Origin of the sequence: Coprobacter tertius (genome assembly GCF_024330105.1) — a bacterium.
Classification (GTDB): domain Bacteria; phylum Bacteroidota; class Bacteroidia; order Bacteroidales; family Coprobacteraceae; genus Coprobacter; species Coprobacter tertius.
Window position 1 is genome coordinate 1 of sequence record NZ_JANDHW010000013.1, and the last position, 23,860, is coordinate 23,860.

The following is a 23,860-nucleotide window of genomic DNA, read 5'->3' on the forward strand; positions in this document are numbered from 1 at the left end:
TGTGTGTGTGTTAACAATAATTCCCGAATCTCCAAATTTTCAGGCATAAAATTTTCGGATAATTTTAGATTTCCGTTAGTAAATAAACAAGGGGAGTTCCCTGTTATGCGGTAATCGCAATCGCTATTCATAAATTATTTGCCATTTAGCTGTTAATACGAGTGCGAAAGTAGTTAAATTTTAGCACTAAACAAACAATTTTAATAGAAAATAGAAGTCAATATTTTAAAATACATTAATTATCCGGTCGATGTTACCTTTGGTACGCTTTTCAAGGGATCCTTCGCTCCGTTCGTGAGGACACGAGCGAAGAGAAAAAAATTATTTTTCCCGACGTACGATTTTTATACCGACATCGGTAATATGAGACGTAATATCATCCCGCATTCCCTGTTGTATCATAATCGTTTGTTTTCCGCTTCCGGGAAACCTGACTCCAGACTGCAACGGAACCTCTTGCTGATACGACGCCCCCCACCCCGAGCCGTACCACTTGCCGAAACGATCGGCCAAACGGCAATCGAGCGTATCGGTACGCATTATCGTATCCTGAGGATAAGTCACAAACAACCAAAGATTATTATATGCATAATCATTATTATAACGCAACAATACCGATATATCGTAAGTTGCCAGCGTATCGGTAATCTCGGGAGTAAACCGTAAAATGTTACGTTTGTCCCAACCTCTGTCGGGAATATGATTATAGGAACTAAAAACCAACCCGGTTTCGGTACAAGAAACCAGTAAAAGAACCATTATGAAAATTACGACTCCGTACTTATTCGGCATTTTTCCCCGGTGTCGTTCTATCCTGTTGCTTTTCATTCCCATTTTTCCCTTGCTGATTGGGTTTATTTTGCGAAGATGAACGATTACCGGACTTTCCCGGTCGGTTCCCGTTCTGCTTTTGCCCGTTATTATCTTTACGAGGCTTAGATTGTTGCCCGTTTTCTCCCGCATTTTCCAGTTTCCCATTGCTATTCGCAATGCCAGTAACCTGCGGTTTTTTCTTTCTCTTATTATTCGACTTTTTCTTGGCTTTATCGAATCGGGTAAGACTATCCTGCCCTACGACGTCTTCAAATTCTTTACGAACAGGTTCTTTCTCGATTTCTTCTTCGAGCCTATCGGGCTTTATTCCCTTTTTATTCATCGCCATTACGTCGAATACCCTGTCGGCATCGAGCGTTACCAAATTGGCAGCAATCTCTTTGCTGGTAGAATAGGTCATCTGGCGTTTAAATATATCTGTCTTAAAATGATAATAAGTACTATCTTTGGTTTCGAGAGGAACCTCTTTAGAAGGCAGTCTTTTCTGTCCTTCGACATAAGCATCTACCTCGTAGTTAAGGCAGCATTTCAATTTAGCGCATTGCCCGGCCAGTTTCTGAGGATTCAATGATATATCCTGATAGCGTGCCGCACTCGTAGCTACCGAAACAAAATTAGTCATCCAGCTCGAACAGCATAACTGCCGGCCACAAGGGCCTATACCTCCGATACGACCGGCCTCCTGCCGGGCACCGATCTGTTTCATTTCGATACGCACCCTGAATGCTTCGGCCAATACCTTAATCAACTGACGAAAATCGACGCGGTCATCCGCTATATAATAAAAAATAGCTTTATTTCCGTCACCCTGATACTCGACATCACCGATTTTCATATTCAATTTCAGATCTTCGGCGATCTTACGGGCACGTAACATCGTACTGTGTTCTTTCGCTTTGGCTTCTTCGTATTTCTCGAGATCGTTCGGTTTCGCTTTCCGATATACTCTTTTCAGATCGGGATTATCGGGTTTTATCCCGTTTTTTTTCATTTGCAATAACACCAGCCGTCCGGTAAGGGTAACCTCACCGATATCATGACCGGGATTGCCTTCTACCGCTACGATATCACCTTTCTCCAGTTTTATATGGGTAGAGTTTTTATAATATCCCTTCCGGGTATTTTTAAACTGCACTTCAACCATTTCGGTATCGTTATGCGATTCGGGCAAATCAGCCAACCAATCGTAACAATGCAATTTATTAGGCTGCTTTTTACAACAGCATGTTTTCTTCGGGATATTATTATTGTTGTCAGACGTATTGTCCATATAATCGATTCTCCGTATTAAAATTGACAACCACGAACCGCACACAACAAATCATCGGGTGGAGTTCGTGGTCGAAATGTATTTATAATCTGTTCCCAGGGATACTACTTCTCCGTTTTATTTGGCGAAGCTCACCGCACGGGTTTCACGAATCACCGTAATTTTTACCTGTCCAGGATAAGTCATCTCATCCTGTATACGTTTGGCGATTTCGGTCGAAAGATTTTCGGTTTCGGCATCACCGATCTTATCGGCACCCACGATCACTCTCAATTCCCGGCCGGCCTGTATAGCATACGTTTTAAGCACACCGGGATAAGAAAGGGCCAACTGCTCGAGATCGTTCAACCGTTTGATATACGCTTCTACAATTTCGCGGCGGGCACCCGGACGAGCTCCTGAAATCGCATCGCAAACCTGAACGATAGGCGCCAACAGGCTGGTCATTTCGGTTTCATCGTGATGAGCTCCGATCGCATTGCAAATATCGGGTTTTTCCTTATATTTCTCTGCCAGTTTCATACCCAATAAAGCATGTGGCAATTCCGGTTCTTCATCGGGGACTTTTCCTATATCGTGTAAAAGCCCGGCCCGTTTCGCTTTTTTCGGATTCAATCCTAACTCACTCGCCATTATAGCGCATAAATTAGCCGTTTCCCGAGAGTGCTGCAAAAGATTCTGCCCGTAAGAAGAACGGTATTTCATTTTACCCACTAATCTTATAAGTTCGGGATGTAACCCGTGAATACCTAAATCTATCGCCGTACGCTTTCCGGTTTCGATAATCTCTTCTTCAATTTGTTTACGCACCTTAGTCACCACCTCTTCGATACGCGCCGGATGTATACGGCCATCGGTTACCAACTGATGTAATGCCAAACGCGCGATTTCACGACGTACCGGATCGAATGCCGATAATACGATGGCTTCGGGTGTATCATCTACAATAATCTCTACCCCGGTAGCGGCTTCGAGAGCACGTATATTACGGCCTTCACGTCCGATAATACGTCCTTTTATTTCATCCGAATCGATGTGGAACACTGTAACCGAATTCTCGATCGCTGTTTCGGTAGCGACCCGTTGAATACTCTGTATCACAATGCGCTTAGCTTCTTTGTTTGCAGTAAGCTTGGCATCGTCCATAATATCGTTTATATATGAAGCAGCTTGTGTTTTAGCTTCTTCTTTCAACGATTCGATGAGTTTTTCTTTAGCTTCCTCAGCCGAAAGGCCTGAAAGATGTTCAAGTTTTTCAACTTCGGTTTTATGCAATTTTTCAAGTTCCTGTTTTTTCTTATCCACAACTTCTATCTGAGCATCGAGATTTGCCCTTACAGCATCGGCTTCCGCTTTTTTACGCTGTAACTCTTGCTGTTGCTGATTTAACTGCAGCTCACGTTGTTTCGCTTTTGCCTCTGCCGACTGCAATTTAGCATTGCGTGCATTAGCCTGTTTTTCTAAATCAGCCTTGAGGTGTAGAAATTTCTCCTTCACCTCAAGCATTTTATTCTTCTTAATTACTTCGGCTTCTTTGCCGGCTTCTTCAATAATCGAGTTCACTCTTGCCTTCAGCAGGGTTTTATATATAAGGAGTACAATTCCCCCACCCAGCAACAAACAACCGATCCCAACTCCGATCAATAGTATGTAATCCATTTGTTCTTATTTAATAATTATAAAAAAGCACTACAAACAAGGTTATAATAACCCTTGTTGCAGTGCAGGAATCTGTTTCTCAAAAATATTTATGTTCTAAAATCTACTCTTCCTTCAAATAGCGTTCCAATTCCTCATCCAGTTCCCGAATCGTTTGGGACAACACATCCACATCGCGGGATTCTTTTATTTTCAGATAGGCATACGACAATTCCAATGCTGTCATACAAAGAAAATCCTGTAAGGTCTTCTTTTTATCAGCGCCCAAGCGCTCCGAGTAATTTGCCAGCTTTACATCTATCAGTTTCGCAGCCTTACGAATCAGCTCCTCATCACTCCGATTTATAATCAGCGGATAAGAACTCCCGGCTATTTTCAAATTAATTGTAAACTTATCGTTCATAGCATCTATTCATTTAATAAAGAGATGCATTTATCGATTTCCCGCACTATTTTGTTAAACCTGTTACGAGCCTCTTTTACATCGGGTGCGCCCAATGCGATGCCTTTTGCCGTTTTCAGATTCAGATATTTGATATTTATTTCTTCCTTATCTTTGTGAAGAGCGGCTTTTTCCTCCTCCAATTGCGCGATACGATCCTCCAGCGCTCTCATTTTCTCCTTCAGAACATTATTCCGCCTTATGAGTTCTTTTATCTTAGCGCTTAATGCTCCCAGCAGCAATTTCGGATTGTCAGCCATTTTATATCAAATTCTACACAAATATAGAGATTATGATCGAATATTAAAAGATATCGGTCAATATTTTAACGACTCTTTCAAAAAAAGATAGAAATACAACCGGCCGAACTTGTAACCGGCCGGTTGTATTTCTATCTTTTCAGAATAAGAGCGCTCGAATACGGAACTTCTACACTTCCTCCCTTTACGGTTCCCATACCTGCCTCATTTATAACACCGTCTTTAACGACTACCGTCCAATTGCCTTCGGGGATATTCACTTTACGAGATATACTGTCGCCATTGAATATAACCAGTATTTCACGCCAGGAATCTCCGTTAGCATGTTCTCCCAGCATATAGGCTATGACACCGGGTGACGTATCGAGAAAATGCAAATGCGAACGTATTCCCTCGCTTGTAGGAATTCGAAAAGCGGGATGGTTTTTTCGCAATGCGATAAGGCCCTGGTAATAATTAAACAAATCACGGTAACGGGTTTTGTTCTCCCAATCGATCGCATTAACAGAATCGGGTGACTGATAAGAATTATGTACCCCTTTTTTAGTCCGGAATATTTCCTCTCCATTAAATATAAACGGGACTCCCTGCGAAGTAAATACAATCGTCTGTGCAAGCTTATCGAGTCTGATAAGGTCTTGTTCGGCCATCTCGGGATTAGAAGCTTTTAATTTATCGACCAAACAAAGATCGTCATGACTCGACACATAATTGATCGATTGCGCAGGGGTAAGAGCATACGGCGCATCCGAATAATTTACATTGTGGTAATTTATCTCCGGATGATTTGTAGCTCCCACGATCCCGAATTTTACACTTTCTTCAAGCCCTTTTACCCCCGATACAAATCCCTGCGAAGCCCCATCGCTGTAATGTCCTTTTACTGCATCACGCAAATCATCGTTAAATACTGCGATACCGGGCATCTTCGGAGCATTGGCTTTTAGTGCCCTTTTCTCCGCAGGATATGGAGAATCGGCAGCAGCCCATCCTTCCCCGTACACAAAAATAGTAGGATCTATTTTATTCAGTTCTTTCCTGACTTGGTTCATCGTCTCGATATCGTGTATACCCATCAGGTCGAAGCGGAAACCGTCGACATGGTATTCGTTCACCCAATACTTTACCGATTCTACGATATACCGTCGCATCATTTCGCGTTCCGAAGCCGTTTCATTCCCACAAGCCGACGCATCGGAATATCCCCCCTCGGCATTATGACGATAATAATAACCCGGCGCCGTCAGATTGAAGTTAGAATTTTCAGTTGTATATGTATGGTTATAAACGACATCCATAATAACCCGAATTCCGTTATCATGAAGCGCCTTTATCATTTGCTTCATTTCTTTGATACGGGTTTCGGGGGTAAAAGGATCAGTTGAATACGAACCTTCAGGAACATTATAATTTTTCGGATCGTATCCCCAGTTATATTTATTCTCCGATAGACGAGTCTCATCGATCGAACCGAAATCATAGGAAGGCAATAAATGCACATGCGTTACCCCTAATTCTTTCAAATGATCGATACCGGTTTTCTGCCCCGACGGCGAACGCGTTCCCGTTTCAGTAAGCGATAAAAATTTACCGCGATTGTTTATCCCCGATGTCGAATCGACAGAAAAATCACGATAATGCATTTCGTACAGGATAATATCATTAAAGTTTTTCAACGGTGGACGAACATCGTTTTCCCAACCTTCAGGATTAGTCTTGTTCATATCTACGATAGCCGCCCGATCTCCGTTTACCCCAACAGCCTTAGCCCATATGCCGGGGGTCTCTGGTAGCCATTTACCATCGTGATGAATCCGAAAAGTATAGAATTTTCCATACAATTTCCCATTTTGAGAAGCCCTCCACGGTTCTACGGGCGATTTCCTCGACATAGCCAGCACCTGCACGGGTTTTCCGCCTTGCCCCTGATCATAAATCAACAACTCAGCCGCATCGGCAGAAGGAGCCCATAGGGCAAACCGGGTTTCATCTTCCATTATCGTCACACCCAAATCAGCTCCTTTATAAGCAGGATAATCATCATACGGAGTCGAACCGACCACCGTGCTTTTTTTTCGGCATCCCGAAAAAGATATAATAAATCCCAAAATCGACAAAAAAGACAATAAAATGTATCGTTTCATAAATCTCCTTTACAATAAATAAAAAATTAATTCATTCACATTTTTATACATAAACTACACATATACAGACAAATATAGAAAATATAAATTCACGTAGATTAATACAGTCCTTGTATATAACAAAATTTGAACGGTTTTAGTTACTATTTCGATTTTTGAAGAAATAAGATACATAAAACTTAAAAATTACGTATTCACATCTTTTTGCTTTGTATATTTGCAAATAAACGAAAGGACACAACTTCGACAATGAAAATTTTATGGATCGACCTGAACAGCTCTTATGCCCATGCGTCTCTTGCTTTACCCGCTTTACATGCGCAAGTAAAAAAACGCAACGACATAGAATGGCATATCATATCAGCCACAATTAACGATACCCCCGGAACCGTCACGGCAGAAGCCTCCCGATGCAGTCCCGATATCATTGCGTCAACAGCATGGATATTTAACCGTGAAATGTTATTACACATCATATCACGACTGAAAGTTCTTTTTCCGGAAAGCACTGTAATACTGGGTGGACCAGAATTTTTGGGAGATAACAGTCTCTTCCTGCGTTTTTCACCTTACGTCGATTGTGTTTTCAGAGGAGAAGGAGAAGAAGAATTCCCCCATTGGTTAAATTACTGGAACGACCGCTCGAATTGGAATTCAATAAAAGGTTTATGTTATATAAACGATAACGGAGAATATATCGATAACGGAATTGCTCGCGTAAATGAGTTCGAAAAATTGATTGTACCTGAAAAAAGTCCTTTTTTCAACTGGAATAAACCCTTCGTTCAGTTGGAAACCACCCGAGGCTGTTTCAATACTTGCACCTTTTGCGTAAGCGGCAGCGAAAAACCGGTACGCACCCTGGAGATATCCACATTACGCGAACGGATCGAAAACATCAGCCACCACGGTATACGCGACATCAGAATTCTCGACAGAACATTTAATTACAACACAACCAGGGCACAAGCTCTATTATCACTTTTTACAGAATTTGCAGGAAAAATGAGATTCCATCTCGAAATACATCCCGGTTTGTTGAACGATGGTTTAAAACAACAATTGGAAACTTTGCCCGATAATCTGTTACATCTCGAAGCGGGCATACAAAGTCTTCGCCAAGAAGTTCTCGATGCATGCCACAGAAAAGGTGACGTACAAAAATCTCTCGAAGGGTTGCGCTTTCTATGCAGCCTAACCAATATGGAAACCCATGCTGACCTTATCGCCGGATTACCGTTTTATCACATATATCAAATCTTCGAAGATATACATACGCTCGCACATTATAATGCCGGAGAAATTCAACTCGAACTATTGAAATTACTGCCGGGAACCGAAATGAGACGAAAAGCTGCCGAACTGGGAATATACTACTCACCTCTTCCTCCCTACGAAGTTCTTAAAACAAACGATATCACACCCGAAGAATTACAACAGGCTCGACGGTTATCCCGATTACTCGACGGTTACTATAACGGATCTCCTTGGAGAGAAATAACCAGACAGCTTATATTATCCGAGTCTGGCTTTCTGAAAGAATTTCTCGATTTTCTTACCGATACTGAAGTAATAGAAAAACCATTGAGCACCGAAAAACGAGGAATGCTGCTGTATGATTTTTGCAAAATAAAACTACCCCAACGTTTACACGAGATCTCCATTGCATGGATTTCGAACGGAATGTCGATAAAAAAAGAACCCGCATTCGGTATCAGAACCAAAGGAATTCGAGCTCCCCAAAAATGGATCATAAAAAAAGGGAGCTACCATACTTCGATGAAACTATACTTATTGCCCGGGAAAGATACAGATACTTGGTTCGGATATCTACCGGACAAAAAAATAGCTGTTCCCGACATGATAGCGTTAAGCATTTCGAAATAAAAAGTGTCTGATTTTTTCTCAAAAAAACAGAAAAATTGCATTTGAAACCATCCGGTGTCGCAAGGATTCATTACATTTGTTCAGAATATTAAGTATAAGTGAATGGACGAATTTGTAGATTTCTTACACTCTCAGTTGCATTTATTACCTTCTCAAATCGAGTTATTAAAAGAAAAAATAAAAACTCATTATTTTAAGAAGGGTGATCTGCTCGAAGGGCCTGCCGAACTCGATGATAGAATGTACTACATAAAAAAAGGAGGAGCCAGAAGCTTTTACCTTAAAGACGGAAAAGATATTACTTTTTCCTTTGCATTCGAAAACGACTTGCTCGTTTCCATGCGTTCGAACACAACCAAAAAAGAATTTCCCGAACTGGTAGAATTTCTCGACGAAACCGAAGCCTATTCGATATTGATAAAACCATTTTCAAAAATCCAAAAATTCAAAAGCCTCGCTGCAGCCGACTTCTCACAGGCTCTTTTATTAAAATATAATTGCTTTCTCGAAGAACGTATTATCAATCTACAATGTAAATCTGCCCGAGAACGATATGACTGGGTAGTTGGCAGATTCCCCGAATTATTACAAAAAGCAAACTTGGGTCAAATCGCATCTTTTATCGGTGTAACCCAAGAAACTCTCAGCCGTATACGATCGGAAAAGAAAAAACATAACCCCGCCGGTTAATATAATCGAATTGTTAAATTTATAATTATCAACGTTAAATACCCAAGAGTACTTTAACTATATTTATAAATAGAGGTATTAGTTTTTGATAAAAATCAAATGCAAATATTTACATTCAGAATACTTTTGCAGTCAATTCAATAGGTATATCAATAAGATAGAGTAAATTAAACTCAGAAAAATCATAAACAGGTACATAACAAAATGAAAAAATCTATGGTTATTCAATCTCAACGAGTAATTTTATGCGCGTTGTGTGTGTTTCTCTTCGCATGTGGGAAAAAGAGCCAAATGGGACCCACCGGCACTCCTGAATATGCTGTAACTACTATTCAGTACACACCGACAGAACTGAACAGTTCATATCCTGCCACCATCAGAGGTATGCAAGACGTGGAAATAAGGCCACAAGTTACCGGATTTATTACAAAATTATATGTAGATGAAGGGGCGACCGTACATAAAGGGCAACCTTTATTCCTTATCGATCCCGTACAATACGAAGCGGCCGTAAACGTTGCTGAAGCTGCGGTAAAAGTAGCAGATGCTTCAGTTTCCACTGCTCAACTGACGGCAGACAACAAAAAAGAACTTCAAAAGAAAAACATTATCAGCGAATACGATTTGCAAACGGCTATGAATCAGCTTGCCACGGCAAAAGCCAATCTGGCTCAAGCTCAAGCTCAACTGGTAAATGCAAAGAAAAATCTCTCGTTCACTACTGTCGTCAGCCCGTCCGACGGAATAATCGGCAATATTCCCTATCGTGTAGGAAGCTTAGTAAGCCCGTCGATACAACAACCGATGACAACCGTTTCTGATATTTCGAAAATGTATGTTTATTTTTCGATGAACGAAAAACAGATTCTCGACTTTACACGTGAAGGAGCTACTCAAGGGGTATTAGCCAAAATGCCCGAAGTGCAATTGAAACTTGCCGACGGCACAATTTATCCGGAAAAAGGCAAAATCGAAACTCTGAGCGGGGTAATCGATCCTTCTACGGGCGCCGCCAGTATCCGTGCGACATTCCCCAATGTACAACGCATTTTACGCAGTGGAGGTGCGGGAGTAGTCATGATCCCCGAAAAGAATGATACGGCTATCGTAATTCCTCAAAAAGCGACTTACGAAATACAAGATAAAAAATTTGTTTTTACCGTTAACGACAGTTCTGTAGTAAAATCTACCGAAATTTCTATCCTCCCGATTAATAACGGTCAGGATTACGTCGTAACTTCAGGCCTTAAAGTCGGCGATCGTGTAGTTGTAGAGGGTGTAGGTACTTCTATTAAAGACGGTATGACTATTAAACCCATTACCCCTGCCGAAGCCGAAGCCCGTCTCAAAGGAGCTATTCAGCAGGCTGCTGCTATGGGCGCTGCAAAAAAATAACAGGATTATATAAAAGCTGCAATCATCCGTTAATAAAGCGGACTCGGGGACAAAGCGACCGGTAAGTTACCGGAATGCATTTCCCTTTGCAACCATAGTATCAAAAATTAAAATATGCACGCATGAAATTAGATAGATTTATAAAACGCCCGGTGCTCTCTACCGTAATATCGATTTTTATCGTTATTCTCGGTATATTGGGATTAGTATCGTTGCCAGTAACCCAATACCCTGACATCGCTCCTCCTACGGTAAAAGTGAGTACCACCTATACCGGTGCCGACGCCCAGACGGTGCTGAACAGTGTGATCGCCCCTTTGGAAGAACAGATCAACGGGGTAGAGAATATGATGTACATGACATCTACCGCCACAAATACAGGTGATGCTGAGATCGATATTTACTTTAAACAGGGAACCGATCCCGATATGGCTGCCGTTAACGTACAGAACCGCGTGGCGAAAGCACAAGGCTTGTTGCCTTCGGAAGTTACCAAAGTCGGTGTGATCACCAGTAAAAGACAAACGAGTATGTTAATGGGTATCACTGTATATAGTTCGGACGACAAATACGATGAAACCTTCCTGCAAAACTATGTAAAGATCAACCTTATTCCTCAGATTCAACGTGTTCCCGGTGTGGGCGACGCCATGGTAATGGGCGCCGATTATTCTATGCGTATCTGGCTGAAACCGGATATCATGGCCCAATACAAACTGATGCCTACCGATATTACGGCAGCTTTGGCCGAACAGAATATAGAGGCTGCTCCCGGACAGTTCGGTGAAAGCGGTAATCAATCGTTCCAGTATATCATGAAATACAAAGGACGCTTGGAAACCACCGAAGAATTTGAAGATATCGTTATAAAAGCGACTGAAAACGGAGAGGTTCTCCGGTTGAAAGACGTTGCCCGTATCGAATTAGGCGGACTTACTTACGGATTCGGAACCCGCTCTAACGGGCATCCCGGTGTTACGGCCATGATTTTCCAGACTGCTGGATCGAACGCGACAGAAATCATCAACAACATCAGCGAAATATTGGAAACAGCCTCGAAAGATTTTCCTCCGGGCGTTAAATACGATGTTTTATTAAATGCCAACGACTTCTTGTTTGCTTCTATACATGAAGTATTGAAGACCCTGATCGAAGCGTTTATTCTGGTATTCCTCGTCGTATTTATTTTCCTGCAGGATTTCCGTTCTACGCTTATACCGGCAATCGCCATACCGGTGGCACTTATAGGAACATTTTTCGTACTGTATCTTATCGGATTCAGTGTAAACCTGCTTACTCTTTGCGCCATCGTATTAGCCATCGCGATAGTCGTCGACGATGCGATAGTCGTCGTCGAGGCGGTGCATGCCAAGCTCGACCAAGGCTATAAGTCACCGGTAAAAGCATCTATCGACGCCATGAACGAAATATCGGGCGCTATCGTATCTATCACACTCGTTATGATGGCCGTATTTATTCCTGTAAGTTTCATGACCGGAACCTCGGGTACATTCTACCGCCAGTTCGGGATTACGATGGCCGTAGCCATCGGTTTGTCGGCCGTAAACGCATTAACCTTGAGCCCCGCGCTTTGCGCCTTGTTCCTGAAACCCCATGAAAAACATGACGAAGAAAAAGGGAAACCCCGAAAACTCAGCTATATAAAACGATTCCATGCCGCTTTTAATGCCGCATATGACGTTACGCTGAAAAAATATAAGGGAGGCGTAGATTTCTTTATTAAACATAAAATCACGTCATTCGTACTGGTTGTCATAAGTGTTATCGCTCTTATCGGCTTAATGAAGATAACCCCTACCGGTATGGTTCCCAATGAAGATACGGGTACATTCTTTGTGGTGGTGGATATGCCTCCTGCTACGTCACTTGAAAAAACGCAGGCGACCCTGGCTCGCATCGACAGCCTTATCGCTGCCGACCCTGCCGTAAAAAGCCGTACCGAAATCGCTGGATACAGCCTTATTGCCGGACAAGGCAGTTCTTACGGAACCTTTATCTGTAAACTGCAACCCTGGGACGAACGTGACAATTCCCAAAATGTAAACAACATCATAGGAAAATTATACGTACAAGCAAAAATGCTTATAAAAGACGCCCGCGTTTTGGTATTTTCTCCTCCTATGATCCCGGGTTACAGCGTAACCAACGGTTTTGAGCTCAACCTTCAGGATAAAACCGGTGGTAACCTCGAAGACTTTTATAACGTAGCACAGAACTTCCTTGCAAAATTGAACCAACGACCTGAAATCGCCGCGGCACAGACTTCGTTCAATCCGAACTATCCGCAATATATGGTCGATATCGATGCTGCCAAATGTAAACAGGCAGGCATCAGTCCGAGTACTTTACTCACAGCTTTACAAGGATATTACGGCGGTTTGTACGCTTCTAACTTCAACCGCTTCGGTAAATTATACCGTGTTATGATACAAGCCGACGCACAGTTCCGGGTCAACCCCGAAACCTTAAATCAGATCATGGTACGTAACGGTAGTGAAATGGCTCCTATTACACAATTCATTACCTTACGGAAAATTTACGGACCGGATAATATCAAACGATTCAACATGTTTACTTCTATGAGCGTAAACGGTACTCCTGCCGACGGATACAGTTCGGGACAAGCCATTCAAGCCATCGAAGAAGTAGCCAAAGAAACATTACCTACCGGTTACGGGTTCGAATATTCGGGTATGACTCGCGAAGAGCAAAGTACCAGCAGCAGTACTACGGCCATTATATTCGTACTTTGTCTCGTATTCGTTTACCTGTTACTAAGTGCACAATATGAAAGTTACATCCTGCCGTTAGTCGTTATTTTGTCTATTCCGTTCGGACTGATGGGAAGTTTCATCTTCGCGCAATTTATGGGAGTAGAGAATAACATATATATGCAAATTGCCTTGATTATGCTTATCGGTCTTTTGGCGAAAAACGCGATCCTTATTGCGGAATTCGCACTCGAGCGACGCCGTACCGGCATGAGCATCGTTTCGGCAGCAGTCATGGGTGCCTCTGCGCGTTTGCGTCCTATCTTGATGACCTCCTTAGCAATGGTAATAGGGTTGTTACCGCTTATGTTCGCCCATGGAGTCGGTGCAAACGGTAACAGTACGCTGGGAACAGGAGCCATCGGTGGTATGTTAATCGGTATGATCTGCCAGATCTTTATCGTACCGGCACTCTTCGTCGTGTTCGAAACCATACAGGAAAAATTCAAACCGATACAATGGGATGACCTCGACAATACAGAGCTTGAAGCCGATTTAGAACAATATATCGATAAATAATCGGGTTAAACCGATTCATTATTAAAGATAAATAAAATGAAGAAACAAATTTTATATACCCTATGTCTGGCTGTAATGATGAGCAGCTGCCACATATACAAAAAGTACAACCGTCCCGAGAATATAAATGTCTCGGGGCTGTACCGTGACACGCAATCGGTCAGCGATACCCTCGTATCGGATACCGCCAATATGGGAAATCTGCCTTGGGATCAGGTATTTACCGATCCTTATTTACAGGAACTTATCAATAAAGGCCTCGAAAATAATTCTGATCTTAAAACAGCCGCTTTACAAGTAAAAGAGGCCGAAGCAATGTTATTATCGGCGCGACTGGCTTATGCTCCTTCGCTTAACCTCGCTCCACAAGGGACTATAAGCAGTTTCGATAAAAGCCCGATAACAAAAACATACCAATTGCCGGTAGTTGCCAGCTGGGAGATCGACTTTTTCGGGAAACTGCTAAATTCAAAGAGAGCGGCTCAGAATACGCTGATGAAAAGCGAAACTTACCGCCAAGTCGTACAAACACAACTTATCGCGGCGATAGCCAATACTTATTATACTTTACTGATGCTCGACGAGCAGCTGACCATTACAGAAGAAACTTCAGAAAAATGGAAAGAAACAGTAGAGACCATGAAAGCCATGAAACCGGCCGGAATGGTAAACGAAGCGGCTATCTCTCAAAGCGAGGCTAACAGTTATATGATCGCCGCAACCATTCCCGATTTGAAAATGCAGATACGGGAAACCGAAAACGCCTTATCTCTTTTGTTGGGACAAATACCACAGACAATAAAACGCGGCAACATCGTCGAACAGAATTTCCCGGAAGAAATGGATGCTGGGGTACCCGTACAATTATTGGCTAACCGGCCGGATGTAAAAGCCGCTGAGTTAACTTTAGCCGGATGTTATTATAATACTAACGAAGCCCGATCGGCCTTTTATCCGTCGATAAATATATCCGGAAACGGCATGTGGACCAATACCGCTACCGGGCTGGGAGTATTTAATCCGGGAAAACTTATTCTGTCGGCTGTAGGTTCCCTCACACAACCCCTCTTTAACCGAGGAGCCAATATAGCCCGGCTTAGAGTAGCCAAGGCACAACAGGAAGAAGCCCTTATCGCCTTCCAGCAATCGATATTGAACGCCGGCAGTGAAGTAAGCAACGCCCTTACTCAATACAAGACGGCAGAAGATAAAAGCGTTCAGCGAAGCATGCAGATAAATTCTCTCGAAAAATCGGTAGAATATACAAAAGAATTATTAATTTTAGGAACGTCTTCATCGACTTACCTCGAAGTACTTACCGCACAGCAATCATTGCTTAGCGCGCAGCTCTCTCAGGTATCCGACAGCTTCCAGCGTATGCAGGCGATCGTAAATCTCTATCATGCGTTAGGCGGCGGACGATAATTGTAAAACCTTAATTTCAAATAATATGATTAGTCCATTAGCCTATGTAAATCCGGGAGCCAAACTGGGGAATAATGTTACCGTACATCCCTTTGCTTACATCGATGAAGACGTCGAAATCGGAGACAACTGTACCATAATGCCATATGCGAGTGTTCTTTCAGGAACACGTATGGGTACCGGTAATATCGTTTACCAATCTGCTATTGTAGGAGCTGCTCCCCAAGATTTTCACTTTAAGGGAGACAAAACATACGCAAAAATAGGTAACGACAACATTATCCGTGAAAAAGCGATTATCAACCGCGCTACAAATGAAGGGGATTCTACCGTTATAGGTAACGGCAATTTTATACTCGAAGGAGTACATGTCGCTCATGATACCGTTATCGGAAATAATTGCATCCTCGGTAACGGAACTAAAACGGCGGGAAACTGTAAAATCGACGATAAAGCGATTATGGGCAGCGGCGTTATTTTGCGTCACGGGTGCCATGTAGGAGGCTGGACTCTCGTTCGTGACGGATGTCGCGCCAGCAAAGATATCCCTCCGTACATCGTAGCTGCACATAATCCTATAACCTATTACGGGATAAACGCGATTATTTTATCAAAACGCGGAAACATTTCTGAAGAAGTACTCGATAACATTGCAAAAGCATACCGCCAGATCTATCAGTGCGGTACGAGTCTCGAAAATGCCTTAAGAAATATCAGGCAACTTATACCCGATTCTCCCGAGATCCGGTATATTCTCGACTTTATCGAACAATCTGATAAAGGCATTATCGGAGGCGTACAATAATAATACGAGTCATAACTATATTAATGAAAAAGGCGTGATTTAATAAATCACGCCTTTTTCATTAATAAGAATATTTTTTAATCTTTTACATCCTCTTTTATTTTTTCACCGATAATACGTGCCGCTATCGCAACATATTCCGCACAAGGACGTTTTTTATAATATTGCTCTGTGCGTTCTGAAGGAACAGGATTATCCTTTTTACAACCGATCCCCAACAACTCACGGCACACAATAGAGCCATTTATCTCTCTGAACCGTGCGGCCAACTCTTGTACGACAGTATAATTGCGAATTTTAGCCGTACGATCGGCAGGATCATTTGCGGGAAATTGCAATCCGGCAATAAGAAACGACCCAGTGACAGCACCACATACTTCTCTGAGCCGCCCCATGCCTCCTCCAAGAGGTGCCGACAATGTAGCTGCCAGTTTATGATCTATACCATACAAGTCATTATATGCTAAAAACACCGACTGAGCACAATTATAACCATTAAGAAACAACGAACGCGCGCGCTCCACCCGCTCTTCAATATCGAAATCTTTCATCTGCTTATATTATAATATTACCATTGTACAGGCTCTTTTCCATGAGCAATCAAATACTCATTGGCTTTACTGAAATGCTTATTACCAAAAAAACCTCTATGAGCCGATAATGGCGAAGGATGCGGCGATTGCAATACAAGATGCTTATTACGATCGATAAAATCGCCTTTCCGCTGTGCATACGATCCCCATAGAATAAATACAAGGTTTTCCCTTTCCTCAGCCAAACGGTGTATTACAGCGTCTGTAAACTGTTCCCAGCCTCTATTTTGATGCGAACCGGCTTGATGCGCTCTCACTGTAAGTGTCGCATTGAGCAAAAGAACTCCCTGATCGGCCCAACGGGTAAGATTTCCACTACGAGGAACCGGTATTCCCAAATCATCGTGTATCTCTTTAAAAATATTCTGTAAAGACGGGGGAAAAGGAATTCCATCATTCACCGAAAAGCAGAGACCATGCGCTTGGCGAGGTTCATGATAGGGATCTTGTCCCAAAATTACGACTTTTACCCTGTCGAAGGGACAGGCGTCGAAGGCATTGAACATTTGGCTTCCAGGGGGATATACCGTTGTCTTAGCATACTCGGATCGTACAAAATCTGTAAGCCGCACAAAATAGTCTTTATCGAACTCATTTTGCAACCGCTGTTTCCAACTCGATTCTATTCGCACTTCCATAAAATTATTTTTTAAGGTAAAACTATTTGCAAAGCTACAAATATTTCTTACTTTTGCCATCCGAATGGCCCCGTAGTTTAGTGAATAGAACGTCAGATTCCGGTTCTGAAGGTCGTGGGTTTGAGTCCCGCCGGGGTCACTAGTAAGAGAGCTAAATATCATATTATTTTGATATTTAGCTCTCTTTTAATTTCTTTTGTCAAAATTTTTTCTCAATACGCAAAAAACAAACATTATAAACAAACGCTAAATCATCGTGTGACCTTTTTAATTATCCTACGTCAAAATTATAAAAGACGTCATTTCCGCATACTTTTAATCTTTTAATAATTATATTACTAAATTATACACCATGATAAAAATGCTATTTATACTCCTTATCGGAACCGCAACCGGCATTCGGGCACAAACAGGAAAAAGAGAACTTCCTGATTCTATCCGCTCGGTCAATTTGAAAGAAGTAGTTATACAAGGTCAAACTCAATATACCTTCCCTACGAAATCGATGATTATTCCTTCGGCTAAGCAGAAAAGCGCATCTCAGAATGCTGTCGACCTGCTTCGGCAAGTAAATATGCCGCAACTCAAAATAAATCCCGTTGACAACGCCATAACGACGCCTGTAGGCGCCGAAGTTACTCTATTTATCAACTATATTCCCGCCTCGGCAGAGGAAATGGAAGGCTTACGCACCGAGGACGTGAAACGCATCGAATACCTCGATTTTCCAACCGATCCGCGATTTATGAATAAAGAGCACGTGGTGAATATCGTGGTACAAACTTACGAATACGGCGGTTACACCAAAGCCACGGTAAATGAAAGTTTCCTTGTAGGGCTATCGAGCCAAGTATCTGCGTACTCTAAGTTCTCTTACAAAAAAATGACCTATGACCTTTACTTCAGCGCAAATAACGTGAATAACCATCACGAGGGAAATTCTACCCAAGGCACCTTTCGACTTCAAGATAACGAGGGGGTGCCTCTCACGATCATACGGGATGAAAAACTCGTGAGTGCTCATTATAAACAAAATTATTACCCTGTAACCTTCCGAGCGGCTTACAGCACCGATAAAATGCAAATTCTAAACACCGTGGGGTTTAAATTCACCGAAGAACCCGCCAATAACGCCTCGGGGTCTCTTACTTATACTCCCTCCCACGATACCGGTTATTCTTATAATAAAGATAATTCGTCGCGAAGCTACCTCGGATCCTGGCAAGGGAATTACTACTTTGTATTCCCCCGTAAATACTCCCTGAATATCGAACCTGAATTTAATTATACCCACAACAATTTTCACAGTAGCTTCTCCTCCTCTAACCCCGGTTCGAGCCCCATTTTGAATAAGGCGTCGGAAAACGCCTACGCCTTCAGCACAACCGGAACGGCTCAAAAGCAATTCGCCGACCATCATTCGGTAATTACAATGGTGCGTTTCGGCATTAATGTCAACAGAGTGCATTACCCCGGCCAGGCTTCTTCTACGGAAAATTTCCACCATGAATATGCCGGAGGATGCATCGGATATAATTTTACCAACGAAAAGATTAACGGTTTCATCTACGGCGGAGGCATTTGGGAGGGTAACGCAATAAATAATGTACGAATAAACAGGGTATTCCCTTTTACCTACCTACAAGCACGATACGCGCCTAATTCTAAAAATTCATTGAGTTGTTATTTTATGTATGATACCAATTCGCCGCGAGCGAGTGATAAAAACCCCAAAAAGCTGCAAGAAAACGAATTGATGTATTTTAGCGGAAATCCCCGCTTAAAAAACGCGCCGCATATGACCTTCAACCTGAGTTATACGTGGATGCCAACGAATGCCCTTTCTACGTTGCTTTACGCACAACATTTCGATATGTCCGATCGTTGGGTGACAGCCTATTTCCCCACTGAAAATAACCGAAAAATGTTACGTACCTATATTAACAGCGGAAACTTTTACCAAACACAGGTAGGGTTATCGCTGACATGTAAACTTTTTGATGATAATCTTCAACTCTCTGCCACACCCGCGCAAATGTTTTACCATAGCACCGGTTATTATAAATATACCCACAATCCCTTTATTTTCGATACCTCGGCCACTTATTATCTCAACAGTTTCTTTTTTCAGGCCTATTATGAAATGCAAAAGCGTTTTATATCCACGGATGATTCGGGAACTTTTCGCAAAGTACCCGACTTTTATCAATTAGTAGCCGGATGGCATAACTCCAACTGGAACGTTAAGCTGACTTTAGCCAATATGTTCCGTAACAATTGGAACGCCGGAAGTAATAAACTGAAGTCTCCTTCTTATGATCAACTGATAACCCTTTACGGACATAATTTTCACCAACGCATCAATCTCTCTGTCACCTATACCATTGGATACGGTAAGAAAATAAAACAGGGAAACGAAGTGGGCGCCCAAGAAGGCGTTGGATCGGCCATACTGAAATAAATATCGATCAAAAACAAAATTCACTTACATTCAAAGAATATAATATATCTATTCTCAATATAGCGATTATTTCACAAACAAGAACAACATAAAACAATTGCAATGCAATATTTCTTCCACCCGAAAACTTTACATATTTTTCTCCTTAAATTACGAATACGACTTTTCGCTGTATTTACCGGGATTCCCAGTTTTGTTGCAATTACTTTCATCTTTTCCCGTTTCATCATGAACCCGATCAATACCTTCTCCCCTTCGGAAAGTTTATTTATTACCCGATTTACTTCCTCGATATCGGGATAAGGTATGTTATCGGCACAGTCTTCCCTATCGGGAAACTCATCGGTATATATAAGAAACTGTTTACTTTCTTTTCTGAGATTATCTTTAAATTTATTATCCATAATACGGCAAGCCCAACCGAAAAAGTTTTTATCTTCCCGATACAACTTTCTATTCTTCCATATCTTAATATTGGCATCCGACAACAAATCCTCGGCTTTATGTTTGTTACCCGTACAAAAATAAGCATGTGTGAATAGACGCTCCTGAATTTTTATCAGTTTCCCTTCCAAATCCGAGTCTTTCATGTTTTTATGATATTTTGCCCTTAACTCCGTTTGTAGAAAAAAGTTTCAATTTGCACTTTAATATTTATTCTATTTTAACACTTTATTAAATCTATCTCTATTCTTACAGAATAATACCTCTTCCTCATCGCCATTTTAATACAAAGCCTCAAAATGCAGGGGAAAAAACGATAAGACATTTTTTATTTACCGAACCATTTACGCAGATAATACAATTTTGTTCTTACATAAAACGATCTGCTTTTAACGGTTCCTACCGGAATACTCATGAGTTGCGCCACCTCTTTATGTTTCACTTTCATCATCATAAAACCCAACATCTCACGATCACTTTCACTCAACATTCCGATTGCTTTCCTAATCGTTTCCATATCTACCTCATGACCGATATGGGCATCGAAGGAAATATCGGCCGTTTTGTCTAAAGGCTCGGTGGGTAAACGTTTTTCTTTTTCATACAAGTCATTATGAAGATTAAACATTACAGTACAGCACCATCCTGAGAAATTCTCATTTCTTATATAGCAATCCTCTTTCATCAGTATTTTCAGGTTTGTTTCCTGTCTGAGCTCTTTTGCTTTTTCGAGATTATGCGTAAGGAATAAGGCATAAGCCAATAAACGAGCTTGCAATTTGACAAGCTCGTCACGAAGATTGAAGTTTTCCATGTAATAAGATTAATGTGAGAAAACAGGTATTATCACAGTAAACTCCAGTATTCATGGAAAGTTTCAGTTAACAAACAACATTTTCAATTATTTTAACGTAAAATCCAGGGTGAGACGTTATAATTACTGGAATTCTGGGTAAGCACCTTTACTTCATATTTTATAAATAAATAAAATAAGTAAAGTTACCAAATAATAAAAAGTGCAAGTAAAATTTCATCTGAAATGGCGTATTTTTATTATTTTATATCTTTACTTCGCTCGTGAAGGTAGAAAAAATTATATGGAAGATTATAATAAGGTATTATTTTTATTCATTCCAACAAAAAAGAGACAACAAAAAAGGGGTATATTTGTTATCCCTTAAAATCTCATAATAGTTCGGCCAATGTTGAAAAATAAAATTTTTTACCTTATATCGATCTTAAACATCCTTTTCGGCTGTACGGCCGGTCCCAATGTAAATACGATTCCTGTAAAGGATTTTCAGAAACTGATACAAGAGAAAAATGTGCAATTGATAGACGTACGTACTCCCGAAGAATATAGTGCAGGACATATTCAAGGAGCCAAAAATATAGATATAAAAAGTCCCGACTTTGAAGAACAGATAAAAAAACTCGATAAAAAGAAACCTGTTGCACTATATTGCCGCAGTGGACGACGTAGTCTCGATGCTGCCGGACGTATACAAAAATTAGGATTCAATGAAATATATAATCTCGAGAAAGGATTTGAAAACTGGGAAGAAAAAATCGATAAATAAAAACTTAATTCCTTCCGATTCCAAGAGAAATATAAAACGACGCGTTCTGCGAAAATTTTTGCAGAACGCGTCGTTTTATACAGATCGGAAATCAAGCTCCGAAATCATCATACATCAACATTTCACGAGGAACTCCCAAATCCCACAACATTTTTTTCACGGCATTAGCCATCGGGCCGGGACCGCACATGTAGTATTCGATATCCTCAGGAGCATCATGATCTTTAAGATAATTATCATATATTACTTGATGAATAAAGCCTGTATATCCCGTCCAGTTATCCTCAGGCTGAGGATCGGACAAAGCGATATGGAATGAAAAATTAGGGAATTCCCGTTCTATTGCCCTGAAGTCTTCTTCATAGAAGATCTCCCTACGCGAACGGGCGCCATACCAATACGAAATCTTTCGATCGGTTGTTTTTAATGTACGGAATAAATGCAATAAATGAGACCGTAAAGGAGCCATACCGGCACCGCCACCAATATAAAGCATTTCACGTTTGGTATCGAGAATATGGAATTCTCCGTAAGGACCCGATACCGTAACCTTATCACCCGGTTTGCGAGAGAAAATATACGAAGAACAAATACCCGGCTTTATACCGGCCGCCCATGTTCCGGTATTACGGTCGAAAGGAGGAGTGGCAATACGGATATTTAACATAACGACATTTCCTTCTGCCGGATAATTAGCCATAGAATAAGCACGGTATGTTTCTTCATCATTTTTACAAACCAGTCCCCAAAGTTTGAATTTATCCCATTCATCACGGAATTTCTCTTCGACCTCCATATCGGAAAACTTAATATCATACTTAGGAACATCAATCTGTATATAGCTTCCGGGTTTAAAGTTAAGAACCTCTCCTTCAGGTAATCGAACAACAAATTCTTTGATAAAAGAAGCTACATTATGATTAGAAACCACTTCACATTCCCACTTCTTAATACCGAGTACCTCTTGTGGTATCTGTACCTTAAGGTCGTTTTTTACTTTTACCTGGCAAGCCAAACGATAATGGTCGTGTATTTGTTTTCGGGTAAAAAACCCAGTTTCAGTAGGGAGTATTTCGCCACCGCCTTCAAGTACCTGACAACGGCACATACCACAACTACCCTGACCGCCACAAGCTGAAGGAAGAAAAATTTTATTATTGCCTAAAGCCGAAAGTAATGTCGTTCCGGCACCGGTAACAACTTCTTTCTCCCCATCGTTAATATCGATTGTAAGTTCTCCCGAAGGAGTAAGTTTATTTTTTGCAAATAACAAAATGCCGACCAAAAGCAGAATGAGGATAAGAAAAATTACCACTGCCACTAAAATCGTCATATTGCCAACCATAAGTAATATCATCGTATCTTTTGTTTAATTATGAATTTCCGATTATAATTTGATCCCCAAAAAGCTCATAAAGGCAATACCCATAAGACCTGTTGCTATAAACGTAATACCGATGCCTTTTAACGGTGCCGGCACATTTGAATACGCCAATTTTTCGCGTATGGCTGCAATTCCCAAAATAGCAAGAAGCCAACCGATTCCCGAACCGAGTCCATAAACCGTTGCAGCCCCTACCGTAGGGAAAGCTCTTTGCTGCATAAACAGAGAACCACCCAATATGGCACAGTTAACGGCAATCAGCGGCAGAAAAATTCCAAGCGACGCATACAGCGACGGCGCATACTTCTCTACCACCATTTCTACCAATTGTACCATCGATGCAATTACAGCGATAAACATAATCAGACTCAGAAAACTCAGATCCACCGTTTTATATTCTTCTCCCAGCCATTGCAATGCTCCAGGCTTGAGAATATAATTTTCGAGCAGATAATCAACCGGAAGAGTAATCGTAAGAACAAACGTAACGGCGATCCCGAGTCCCATCGCAGTCTTTACATTTTTAGATACGGCAAGATAAGAACACATACCTAAAAAGTAGGCGAATATCATATTGTCTATAAAAATAGACTTAATAAACAGATTCAGATTTTCCATTTTCTACTATTGTTTAGGTG

The 23,860-nt window shown here is 41.4% G+C and carries 20 protein-coding genes and 1 tRNA gene; 9 read left to right on the forward strand and 12 right to left on the reverse strand.

Translation table 11 applies throughout. The features are described 5' to 3' along the window. Positions 1 to 321 precede the first annotated feature (321 nt). From NMU02_RS11400 to pulA, 6 genes are all read right to left on the reverse strand, one after another. The gene (locus tag NMU02_RS11400; protein WP_255028042.1) at positions 322 to 828 is read right to left on the reverse strand and encodes a gliding motility lipoprotein GldH; all 507 of its coding nucleotides are present in this window, start codon (positions 826 to 828) and stop codon (positions 322 to 324) included. Then, a complete protein-coding gene (locus tag NMU02_RS11405; protein WP_255028043.1) occupies positions 782 to 2,104 on the reverse strand; it encodes a PSP1 domain-containing protein in 1,323 nt (440 codons plus the stop codon). The genes NMU02_RS11400 and NMU02_RS11405 overlap by 47 nt, the downstream gene beginning before the upstream one ends. 117 nt (positions 2,105 to 2,221) lie before the next feature. Continuing rightward, a complete protein-coding gene (gene rny, locus NMU02_RS11410) occupies positions 2,222 to 3,763 on the reverse strand; it encodes a ribonuclease Y (protein WP_255028044.1) in 1,542 nt (513 codons plus the stop codon). A gap of 103 nt (positions 3,764 to 3,866) precedes the next feature. Next, the gene (locus NMU02_RS11415) at positions 3,867 to 4,166 is read right to left on the reverse strand and encodes a cell division protein ZapA (RefSeq protein ID WP_255028046.1); all 300 of its coding nucleotides are present in this window, start codon (positions 4,164 to 4,166) and stop codon (positions 3,867 to 3,869) included. A 5-nt stretch (positions 4,167 to 4,171) separates the two neighbouring features. Next, a complete protein-coding gene (locus tag NMU02_RS11420; protein WP_255028047.1) occupies positions 4,172 to 4,465 on the reverse strand; it encodes a coiled-coil domain-containing protein in 294 nt (97 codons plus the stop codon). A gap of 131 nt (positions 4,466 to 4,596) precedes the next feature. Further along, complete coding sequence (gene pulA / locus NMU02_RS11425) at positions 4,597 to 6,609, reverse strand: type I pullulanase (RefSeq protein ID WP_255028048.1); 2,013 nt, start codon at positions 6,607 to 6,609, stop codon at positions 4,597 to 4,599. Between the two features lie 249 nt (positions 6,610 to 6,858). On the opposite strand from pulA, the gene NMU02_RS11430 reads away from it, so the two are divergent. The 6 genes from NMU02_RS11430 to lpxA all read left to right on the forward strand — a co-directional run bounded on the left by NMU02_RS11430 (position 6,859) and on the right by lpxA (position 16,122). Beyond that, positions 6,859 to 8,496 carry a B12-binding domain-containing radical SAM protein gene (locus NMU02_RS11430; protein WP_255028049.1) on the forward strand — a complete coding sequence of 546 codons (1,638 nt, stop codon included), beginning with the start codon at positions 6,859 to 6,861 and terminating at the stop codon, positions 8,494 to 8,496. Between the two features lie 102 nt (positions 8,497 to 8,598). Beyond that, a complete protein-coding gene (locus NMU02_RS11435) occupies positions 8,599 to 9,186 on the forward strand; it encodes a Crp/Fnr family transcriptional regulator (RefSeq protein ID WP_255028050.1) in 588 nt (195 codons plus the stop codon). Between the two features lie 204 nt (positions 9,187 to 9,390). Next, the gene (locus NMU02_RS11440; protein ID WP_255028051.1) at positions 9,391 to 10,581 is read left to right on the forward strand and encodes an efflux RND transporter periplasmic adaptor subunit; all 1,191 of its coding nucleotides are present in this window, start codon (positions 9,391 to 9,393) and stop codon (positions 10,579 to 10,581) included. A gap of 122 nt (positions 10,582 to 10,703) precedes the next feature. Next, positions 10,704 to 13,892, forward strand: coding sequence for an efflux RND transporter permease subunit (locus tag NMU02_RS11445; RefSeq protein WP_255028052.1), 3,189 nt, complete (start codon positions 10,704 to 10,706; stop codon positions 13,890 to 13,892). A 36-nt stretch (positions 13,893 to 13,928) separates the two neighbouring features. Next, complete coding sequence (locus NMU02_RS11450; RefSeq protein WP_255028053.1) at positions 13,929 to 15,317, forward strand: TolC family protein; 1,389 nt, start codon at positions 13,929 to 13,931, stop codon at positions 15,315 to 15,317. A gap of 25 nt (positions 15,318 to 15,342) precedes the next feature. Then, positions 15,343 to 16,122, forward strand: a complete 780-nt coding sequence (gene lpxA / locus NMU02_RS11455) for an acyl-ACP--UDP-N-acetylglucosamine O-acyltransferase (protein ID WP_255028054.1) — start codon at positions 15,343 to 15,345, stop codon at positions 16,120 to 16,122. A 77-nt stretch (positions 16,123 to 16,199) separates the two neighbouring features. Here lpxA and NMU02_RS11460 read toward each other — a convergent pair whose 3' ends face one another. Both NMU02_RS11460 and ung read right to left on the reverse strand, forming a co-directional pair. After that, on the reverse strand, positions 16,200 to 16,673 hold the full coding sequence (locus NMU02_RS11460; protein ID WP_255028055.1) for a C-GCAxxG-C-C family protein: 474 nt from the start codon (positions 16,671 to 16,673) through the stop codon (positions 16,200 to 16,202). Between the two features lie 17 nt (positions 16,674 to 16,690). Next, entirely contained in the window at positions 16,691 to 17,353 is a 663-nt protein-coding gene (gene ung / locus NMU02_RS11465; RefSeq protein WP_255028056.1) for a uracil-DNA glycosylase, read from the reverse strand. A 66-nt stretch (positions 17,354 to 17,419) separates the two neighbouring features. Between ung and NMU02_RS11470 the strand changes: the two genes are divergently transcribed. Both NMU02_RS11470 and NMU02_RS11475 read left to right on the forward strand, forming a co-directional pair. After that, a tRNA-Arg gene (locus NMU02_RS11470) sits at positions 17,420 to 17,492 on the forward strand. Between the two features lie 222 nt (positions 17,493 to 17,714). After that, positions 17,715 to 19,814, forward strand: a complete 2,100-nt coding sequence (locus tag NMU02_RS11475; RefSeq protein WP_255028057.1) for a porin family protein — start codon at positions 17,715 to 17,717, stop codon at positions 19,812 to 19,814. 71 nt (positions 19,815 to 19,885) lie between these two features. Here NMU02_RS11475 and NMU02_RS11480 read toward each other — a convergent pair whose 3' ends face one another. Then, positions 19,886 to 20,404 (reverse strand): RNA polymerase sigma factor, encoded by a 519-nt coding sequence (locus tag NMU02_RS11480; protein WP_255028058.1) that lies wholly within the window; start codon positions 20,402 to 20,404, stop codon positions 19,886 to 19,888. A gap of 182 nt (positions 20,405 to 20,586) precedes the next feature. Further along, on the reverse strand, positions 20,587 to 21,072 hold the full coding sequence (locus NMU02_RS11485; protein ID WP_255028059.1) for an RNA polymerase sigma factor: 486 nt from the start codon (positions 21,070 to 21,072) through the stop codon (positions 20,587 to 20,589). A gap of 388 nt (positions 21,073 to 21,460) precedes the next feature. On the opposite strand from NMU02_RS11485, the gene NMU02_RS11490 reads away from it, so the two are divergent. Continuing rightward, a complete protein-coding gene (locus NMU02_RS11490) occupies positions 21,461 to 21,838 on the forward strand; it encodes a rhodanese-like domain-containing protein (protein ID WP_255028060.1) in 378 nt (125 codons plus the stop codon). A gap of 91 nt (positions 21,839 to 21,929) precedes the next feature. Here NMU02_RS11490 and nqrF read toward each other — a convergent pair whose 3' ends face one another. After that, positions 21,930 to 23,195 (reverse strand): NADH:ubiquinone reductase (Na(+)-transporting) subunit F, encoded by a 1,266-nt coding sequence (gene nqrF, locus NMU02_RS11495; RefSeq protein WP_255028061.1) that lies wholly within the window; start codon positions 23,193 to 23,195, stop codon positions 21,930 to 21,932. Between the two features lie 30 nt (positions 23,196 to 23,225). Continuing rightward, a complete protein-coding gene (nqrE, locus tag NMU02_RS11500) occupies positions 23,226 to 23,840 on the reverse strand; it encodes an NADH:ubiquinone reductase (Na(+)-transporting) subunit E (protein WP_255028062.1) in 615 nt (204 codons plus the stop codon). Positions 23,841 to 23,860 lie beyond the last annotated feature (20 nt).

Bases quoted from the DNA above. Each gene is read 5' to 3' on its own strand.
- NMU02_RS11400 (WP_255028042.1), bottom strand. From the start codon at position 828: ATGAAAAGCAACAGGATAGAACGACACCGGGGAAAAATGCCGAATAAG.
- NMU02_RS11405 (WP_255028043.1), bottom strand. From the start codon at position 2,104: ATGGACAATACGTCTGACAACAATAATAATATCCCGAAGAAAACATGC.
- rny (WP_255028044.1), bottom strand. From the start codon at position 3,763: ATGGATTACATACTATTGATCGGAGTTGGGATCGGTTGTTTGTTGCTG.
- NMU02_RS11415 (WP_255028046.1), bottom strand. From the start codon at position 4,166: ATGAACGATAAGTTTACAATTAATTTGAAAATAGCCGGGAGTTCTTAT.
- NMU02_RS11420 (WP_255028047.1), bottom strand. From the start codon at position 4,465: ATGGCTGACAATCCGAAATTGCTGCTGGGAGCATTAAGCGCTAAGATA.
- pulA (WP_255028048.1), bottom strand. From the start codon at position 6,609: ATGAAACGATACATTTTATTGTCTTTTTTGTCGATTTTGGGATTTATT.
- NMU02_RS11430 (WP_255028049.1), top strand. From the start codon at position 6,859: ATGAAAATTTTATGGATCGACCTGAACAGCTCTTATGCCCATGCGTCT.
- NMU02_RS11435 (WP_255028050.1), top strand. From the start codon at position 8,599: ATGGACGAATTTGTAGATTTCTTACACTCTCAGTTGCATTTATTACCT.
- NMU02_RS11440 (WP_255028051.1), top strand. From the start codon at position 9,391: ATGAAAAAATCTATGGTTATTCAATCTCAACGAGTAATTTTATGCGCG.
- NMU02_RS11445 (WP_255028052.1), top strand. From the start codon at position 10,704: ATGAAATTAGATAGATTTATAAAACGCCCGGTGCTCTCTACCGTAATA.
- NMU02_RS11450 (WP_255028053.1), top strand. From the start codon at position 13,929: ATGAAGAAACAAATTTTATATACCCTATGTCTGGCTGTAATGATGAGC.
- lpxA (WP_255028054.1), top strand. From the start codon at position 15,343: ATGATTAGTCCATTAGCCTATGTAAATCCGGGAGCCAAACTGGGGAAT.
- NMU02_RS11460 (WP_255028055.1), bottom strand. From the start codon at position 16,673: ATGAAAGATTTCGATATTGAAGAGCGGGTGGAGCGCGCGCGTTCGTTG.
- ung (WP_255028056.1), bottom strand. From the start codon at position 17,353: ATGGAAGTGCGAATAGAATCGAGTTGGAAACAGCGGTTGCAAAATGAG.
- NMU02_RS11475 (WP_255028057.1), top strand. From the start codon at position 17,715: ATGCTATTTATACTCCTTATCGGAACCGCAACCGGCATTCGGGCACAA.
- NMU02_RS11480 (WP_255028058.1), bottom strand. From the start codon at position 20,404: ATGAAAGACTCGGATTTGGAAGGGAAACTGATAAAAATTCAGGAGCGT.
- NMU02_RS11485 (WP_255028059.1), bottom strand. From the start codon at position 21,072: ATGGAAAACTTCAATCTTCGTGACGAGCTTGTCAAATTGCAAGCTCGT.
- NMU02_RS11490 (WP_255028060.1), top strand. From the start codon at position 21,461: ATGTTGAAAAATAAAATTTTTTACCTTATATCGATCTTAAACATCCTT.
- nqrF (WP_255028061.1), bottom strand. From the start codon at position 23,195: ATGATATTACTTATGGTTGGCAATATGACGATTTTAGTGGCAGTGGTA.
- nqrE (WP_255028062.1), bottom strand. From the start codon at position 23,840: ATGGAAAATCTGAATCTGTTTATTAAGTCTATTTTTATAGACAATATG.